At 69.7% G+C, this 6,052-nt stretch carries 6 protein-coding genes, 1 tRNA gene and 1 pseudogene; 3 read left to right on the top strand and 5 right to left on the bottom strand.

From position 1 onward, the window contains the following. Both E3T28_RS17015 and E3T28_RS15580 read left to right on the top strand, forming a co-directional pair. Positions 1-672: pseudogene (locus E3T28_RS17015) on the top strand (hypothetical protein); the annotation flags it as partial. Between the two features lie 81 nt (positions 673-753). Then, positions 754-826 (top strand) — tRNA-Ala (locus E3T28_RS15580). Between the two features lie 250 nt (positions 827-1,076). On the opposite strand, the gene E3T28_RS15575 is transcribed toward E3T28_RS15580, so the two are convergent. Continuing rightward, entirely contained in the window at positions 1,077-1,946 is an 870-nt protein-coding gene (locus E3T28_RS15575; RefSeq protein ID WP_134432993.1) for an alanyl-tRNA editing protein, read from the bottom strand. Between the two features lie 79 nt (positions 1,947-2,025). After that, positions 2,026-2,148, bottom strand: coding sequence for a hypothetical protein (locus E3T28_RS17600; RefSeq protein WP_255408599.1), 123 nt, complete (start codon positions 2,146-2,148; stop codon positions 2,026-2,028). A gap of 187 nt (positions 2,149-2,335) precedes the next feature. Here E3T28_RS17600 and E3T28_RS15570 point away from each other — a divergent pair, with 187 nt between their 5' ends. Next, positions 2,336-2,581, top strand: a complete 246-nt coding sequence (locus E3T28_RS15570; RefSeq protein ID WP_134432991.1) for a hypothetical protein — start codon at positions 2,336-2,338, stop codon at positions 2,579-2,581. Between the two features lie 27 nt (positions 2,582-2,608). Here E3T28_RS15570 and E3T28_RS15565 read toward each other — a convergent pair whose 3' ends face one another. From E3T28_RS15565 to E3T28_RS15555, 3 genes are read right to left on the bottom strand one after another with little or no spacing between them, the layout of a single operon-like run. After that, a complete protein-coding gene (locus tag E3T28_RS15565; protein WP_166787064.1) occupies positions 2,609-3,955 on the bottom strand; it encodes a threonine/serine exporter family protein in 1,347 nt (448 codons plus the stop codon). After that, positions 3,948-5,105 carry an acyl-CoA dehydrogenase family protein gene (locus E3T28_RS15560; RefSeq protein ID WP_370259929.1) on the bottom strand — a complete coding sequence of 386 codons (1,158 nt, stop codon included), beginning with the start codon at positions 5,103-5,105 and terminating at the stop codon, positions 3,948-3,950. Before E3T28_RS15560 ends, E3T28_RS15565 begins: the two co-directional genes overlap by 8 nt. Before the next feature lie 18 nt (positions 5,106-5,123). Then, entirely contained in the window at positions 5,124-6,017 is an 894-nt protein-coding gene (locus tag E3T28_RS15555) for a DUF4349 domain-containing protein (protein ID WP_166787063.1), read from the bottom strand. Between the last annotated feature and the right edge of the window lie 35 nt (positions 6,018-6,052).

Below are 6,052 nucleotides of genomic sequence, written 5' to 3'. Positions count from 1 at the left end.
GTGCGCGCCGGGGCCGCGCGTGCCGGGGCCGTGCGCGCCGGGGCCATGGCGGGTTCGCCGGGTCGCGCTCGCGCGCTCCGCCTGCGCCGGGTGCGCGCGCTGACCTCCCTGATCTTGCTCGTCGGCATCGTGCTCTTCGTCTCCGGGGTCGTCGCGGTGGCTGCGGGCGGAGCCGGGACGGCGCTCGTCGGCGGACTGGCCACGGTTGCCCTCGCCGTCGGGGCATTGTCGCGCCTCGCGCGCACGGCTCAACGCGCCCACCAGCAGGGCGCCACGGCGAGCGGGTCAGAGGTCACCTACCGCGAGCCGCGGGTCGGGCAGGCCTTCGAGCCCGTGCACCTGGAAGAGACCCCCGTCGTGGCCCCGAGCTGGACGCCGCTCCCCCTGCCGCGGCCGATGCACCTGTCGCGCGGATCCGTCGCCCAGGCGGCCATGGCGTCCGTTGATGCTGCCGCCGAACTGCGCAAGGTCGCCGCCGAGGCGGAACTGGCCCGCCGCGCCGCGGCCCTCGAGGTGGCCGTCACTTCGCTCAAGCGTGCGGCGACCGTTCGGGAGACTGCCCCGGTCGTGCCCGCGGCGAGCCGGTTCGCGTCGATGGGGGTCGTCGGAGACACCGCTCCCGGCATGAGCGACCTCGACGACGTGCTGCGTCGTCGCCGCGCCGTCGGCTGACCGAATCCGGGCCGATTCGCGCTCTCCCTGGCCGTTCGGTGAAACTCGGTCGCCGCTCGTGATATTCTGCATAAGCGGTTGGGGGCTATGGCGCAGTTGGTAGCGCGTCTCGTTCGCAATGAGAAGGTCAGGAGTTCGAATCTCCTTAGCTCCACCGAGATAGTCAAGTGATGGTCAGTCGAAGGCCCCTGGGAAACCGGGGGCCTTCTTCCTGTGTGCGGTCGACATGTCAGTGGCCGGGAATAGCGTCGGCCCGTGGCGACAGGGGCGCGGGCGACGGAGGCGAGCATGACCCTGCAACGTGACTGCTCGCGGTGTGGGCTGGGCGGTCATCCGGGTGCGCGCCGGCGGCCGGGGAGCGCTCGGACCATGCAACATCGTCTGCCCCACCAGCCGCCAGCCGGTCAGCCGACGAACGTCTCCATGGTGAGCACGGTCGTGCCCTCGGCGTCGGCCGTGGACAGCGCCACGCGAACGACGCCGAGTTCGGCCAGGGAGGAGACGTGGGTGCCGCCGCAGGGAATGCGCGCCTCGTGGGCCGGTAGCTCGCAGATCCAGTACCGGCGGTCGGTGAGCAGCGGGCCGTCCCGGTCGATGCGAACGCTCGCGCCGGTGGCGACCCACTCGGCGAGGGCGGCGTTCACCACCGATTCGACCTCGGCCAGCTGCCCGGTTAGTCCCTCGGTGACGAATCCCTTGCGGCGCAGGGACTTGCCGAGCCGGTAGGTGTCGACGGATCCGTTCTCGCCGATCAGGGACACGTCGATCGCGGTGCCGTCGAAGTCGGGGTTGTCGAGGGCATCGGTGCGCACCTCCTTCTTCCAGCGGTCGGCGAGAGCCCGGTTGAGGGCGAGGGAGGCCAGGTGGCACGCGGTGTGGCCCGCGGACATCCGTTGGCGGTAGCCGGCGTCGACGACGGCCACGACACTCAGCCCCTCGGCCAGGGCATCGTCGGGCGCCACGAGGTGGGCCACTACGAACGCCCAGCCGGGCGTTCCGTTCGGCATCGGGATGTCCCGGCCCAGGTACAGCGCCGACCCGTCCGTCGCACCGACCACGCAGTCCAGCACCGGGAGTTCGGTTCCCTGGGTGCGCAGCACGGCCCGGTCGGGCCCCTGGTCGGGCCAGCCCGCGTCAACCGGGTGCACGGGCGTGGTGTCGAGGAGCACGGCGACCAGTCCTGTCGGGAGCGGCTCGACGTGCAGCACCGTGGCGGTGCTCTCGGTCCGCCCGGCGGGGTAGTCCACAGTGGTGTCCAGGGCGGGAAGGGTCATCGGCAGGTCCTTTCGGGACGAAAAAGGGTGTTGCCGCGATTCTCGCGGCAACACCCTGAGTTTAATCGTGGAGCAGGCGCTACGCCTTGCGCGCCTTCTCGGTCGTCTCGTTCGCCTTGGCGTGCTTGTCGGCACGCTTTTCCTTCAAGGACTTGCCGGCAACCTTTTTGGATGCGTCCTTCTTGGGTGATTTGTCAGCCATGTGTACTCCTTCGAACCGAGCCCCAGCGGCACCGTGACTTCGACCCTACGCGGATTGCCGCGAAACGGCATCTTCCCGCTGCCACCGGACGCCCGGCCCTGTGCAACCGGGGCGCCGGGCCGTAGGCTGAGGCCGACGCGCCTTGCCAGCGAGGCGGACGTCTCCATCCGGAGAAAGGGACACAACCATGAGCGATAAAACCACCTACGAAGCCATCTTCTACGGACCCAACGTGATCGCCGCCGGCACGCCCCGGGAACTCGAGTACGTGAACGGTGAGTACCAGAAGGACGTCGTTCTCGAGGAGACGGAAGACGGCGCAACCATTCGCCGCAGCTTCCGGATCGGACACGAGACCGAGGAACCGATCCCCTACCGCTTCGTCGAGGAGGAGAACGAGGAGCCCCAGGGCGAGGCGGATATCCCCAACTAGCAGGGACCGCCTGACTCGTCCACCGGATTAGATCCGGGTGCCGGGGCCGCGGCCGAGCCGCACGGGCAGGGCCATCAGCGGTCCCACGAACCGGCGCTGCAGCCTGCGCGCCGGACCCCAGACGAACTGCACCACGTACTGGGCGAGGATGGCACCTGCCGCCAGTGCGGCGGCCACGGCACCGGCGGTCAGCATGTTGAGGAGCCCGTCGATGTTGCCGTCCGAGATCTGCAGCAGACCGCGGAACAGGATCAGCCCCGGCACAAGCGGGACGAGGGCGGAGACGACGATCACGAGCGGGGGAGTGCGCACGATCCGCGCCGCGATCGCGGCCAGCAGGCCGACGCCCATGGCGCTGAGCGCAGACGACCAGACCAGGCCGAAGCCGGCGTTCGCGCCACCCAGGTAGAGCAATTCGGCGACGGCGCCCAGCAGGCAGACCACCCAGAATGCCCGCCACGGCACCTGAACGGCGAGGCCGAAACCCGCGACGATGACCATTGCGGCGGCCAGCATCACGGGCAGATCGGCCAGGGTCGGCGTGAGGTTCGCGTCCACGCGCAACTGGAACCCGAAGCGTGCCACCAGCAGTGACGCCCCGGCCACACCGGTGACCAGACCGCCCGTGATCAGCAGGGCCTCCATCATCCGTGCCGTGCCGGTCAGGTAGAAGCCGGACAGGGTGTCGTGCACCGCGCCGAAGGTGGTGACTCCGGCAAGGAGCATGATGATGGTAGCGATGACCACGAGGGACGGGTTCGCCGAGGTGTCGATCAGTGCCACCACGGCGGCGACGATCGGGCCGATCGCCCCGCCGACGACGTTCTGGTAGAACACGGGAACCTGACGGCGGTCGAGCGAGCTCGTGATCAGGTCGATGAAGAACGTCGCGACGAAAGCCGCGATGCAGACGACCACTCCGCCCCCGATGAGCACGGCGGCCCCGGCTCCGACGAGGCTCCAGCCCAGCCGGCGGTACAGGGCCGGCACCTGAGGCTTGGCGCTGACGATGGTGGCCAGGCGCTTGCGGGCGTCGGCGACATCCGGCGGCGAGTCGAGGATCTCGGCGATCAGCTCGGACGTGGCCGTCAGCTTCCCGTAGTTGAGGGAGCGGTACTTGACGTTGCGGCTCCGGGTGATGGACTCGTGCGTGGCCGGGTCCTCGTGGGTGAGCGCGATGATCGTGTGGGTGACGTTGGCCTCGGTGCCCCTGAGCCCGTAGGCGCGGGTGATGGCTTCCATGGCGGCCGTGGCGTCTTCGGCGCCGGCACCGGCCGCGAAGATGACCTCCGCGAGCCGCATGGTGAGGTCGAGGACGGAGCGGGTATAGGCGGCGCTGTCGAAGACGTTGATCGCGCGGGTGACGTCAGACATCGATCGGACCCAGCCAGGCGGCGGCCACGGTAGCGTGCGCCGACTCGGCGTCGGAAGGGTGGAAGAGCCCGGCGAGCGCGTCTCGGTACAATCTCCCGAGCTCATTGCCGGCGAAGTACGACGAACCGCCGTTCACCCGCAGGGCCTGGTCGACGACCAGGCGCGCGGTCTCGGTGGCGCGGTGCTTCAGACCCGACAGCAGCGGGAACCACCGCGGGCCGTGATCGGCGAGGACGTCGAGGTCGTGGGCGAGGGTAGCGATCTGGGGGTACAGGCCATCCATCATCATCGCGGCCTCCGCGACGCGCCACCGGATGTCCGGGTCCTGCGCCAGGGGTCGGCCGTCGTGCTTCAACGACGTGCGTCGTTTCGCCGCCAGCACGGCCAGCTCGACCGCCCGCCGGCCGATACCGGTGTACACGGCGGCCAGCAGGATTTCGAAGTTCGCGAAGATAGCGAAGATCAGCGGGTCAGGGCCCGGGCCGGGATCCAGCCGACGGAAGACCTGTTCGGGGCGGGCGGATGCGCCGGAGAGCACGGTGCTGCGGCTCTGGCTGGCCCGCATGCCCATGGTGTCCCAGTCATCCTTCTGGCTGACGCCCGGGTCGTCCCGGTCGATGAACGCCCAGACGATCTTGGGTCCGTCGATGGACTCCCGGTCGAGGCCCATCGTGCCGAGCCGGGTCCAGGCGGGGGAGAGGGTGGTGAAGATCTTGGTGCCGGTGAACCGGTAGCCGCCGCCCGGCTGCGGGGCAGCCGTCGTGAGCGAATCGGAAAGCACCAGGTCGTTGCCGGGCTCGCTCACCCCGAAGCCGAAGATCTCGCCGGCGACGGCGCCGTGCAGCACGAAGGCGAGACTGTCGTCGCCGCGCTGGTGCAGGGTGCGCGCCACACCAGTCCAGACGAGGTGCATGTTGACGGCGAGGGCCGTGGCCGGGGCGTGCGCGGCCAGCCGGGTTTGGTCCTCGGCGACCTGCTGCACGCTGCGCCCGAGGCCACCATCGGCGACGGGCACGAGCGAGCGGAGGTAGCCGCAGGCGGTCAGGTCGGCCAGGTCATCGGCGGGGAACGTGTTGTCCCGGTCATGCGCGGCGGCACGAGAACGGATGCGTTCGAGAAGCTCGTCACCGAGCGGGGAGAGTTCGGTGATCGTGTTCACCAAGCAAGCTTACGCAGCCGTGCGCCGCTTCCGTGCCAACCGGATCACCAGGTAGACGATTGCGGCGATAAGGCCGAGGGCGAGCAGCCAGGGCAGCGCGAAGCCGATGCCCACCATCGCGGTGCCGAGGGCTGCCACCAGGGCGGTCCAGCCGGCCGCGATGGCATCTAAGAAGCCGTCCGGGGTGCCGGGCTCCACCGTGCCGGTGGAGTACAGGTCGAGCGTGATGGTCGAGAAGTCGACCTGGTCGGACAGGTAGTCCCGCTGCGCCTGCAACCCCTCGAGTTCGCTCTGTCGTTCCGCCAGCGCGTTCTCGACGGCGATCAGGTCGGTCGTGTTCGTGGCGTCCACCATGAGGGCCAGCAACCGGTCGACCGCGGTCTGCAGGGACGTGATCCGGGCGTCGAGGTCCTGAGTCTGCTGCGTGATGTCCGAAGTGTTGAGCGAGACGAAGTTGACGGTGCCGAGTTGCTTCAGCTCCGCCAGCGTGCGGTCGAGCTCGTCGGAGGGGATGCGCAGGGTGAGGTTCGCGCTCGCCGCCTGATTGTCGGTGGCGGGGTTCTCGGTGCGGCTGTCGATCCGACCGCCGGCCTGCTCGGTGATGGTGACGGCATCCTGCACGGATTCGATCGGGTCTTTCACGGTGATCGACACCATCCCGGTGGTGATCACGTCGCGCTGGCTGGAGGCGATCTCGCCCGTGCTGCCTTCCGGGAAGGCGCGCGAGTCGAGGGACTCGCCCGTGCCGGGAGTGACGACGGCCGGGCCGGCGCCCGGTTCGGCGAGGCCCGGGGCCGTGGCGGAACCGCCGGAGCCGGAGTCGGTGGAAGCGCCGGGCACGGAGCATCCGGCCAGCAGTAGTGTGCCGAGGACGACCGCGACGATCACGGGAAAACGCTTCATGGCCTCACTGTACGACTGTGCCCGGCGGCGCTGGA

It is taken from the genome of Cryobacterium sinapicolor (assembly GCF_004403465.1).
GTDB classification, from domain to species: Bacteria; Actinomycetota; Actinomycetes; order Actinomycetales; family Microbacteriaceae; genus Cryobacterium; species Cryobacterium sinapicolor.
The sequence above is the reverse complement of the archived record's forward strand: the minus strand, read 5'-3'. Positions and strand labels throughout refer to the sequence as shown.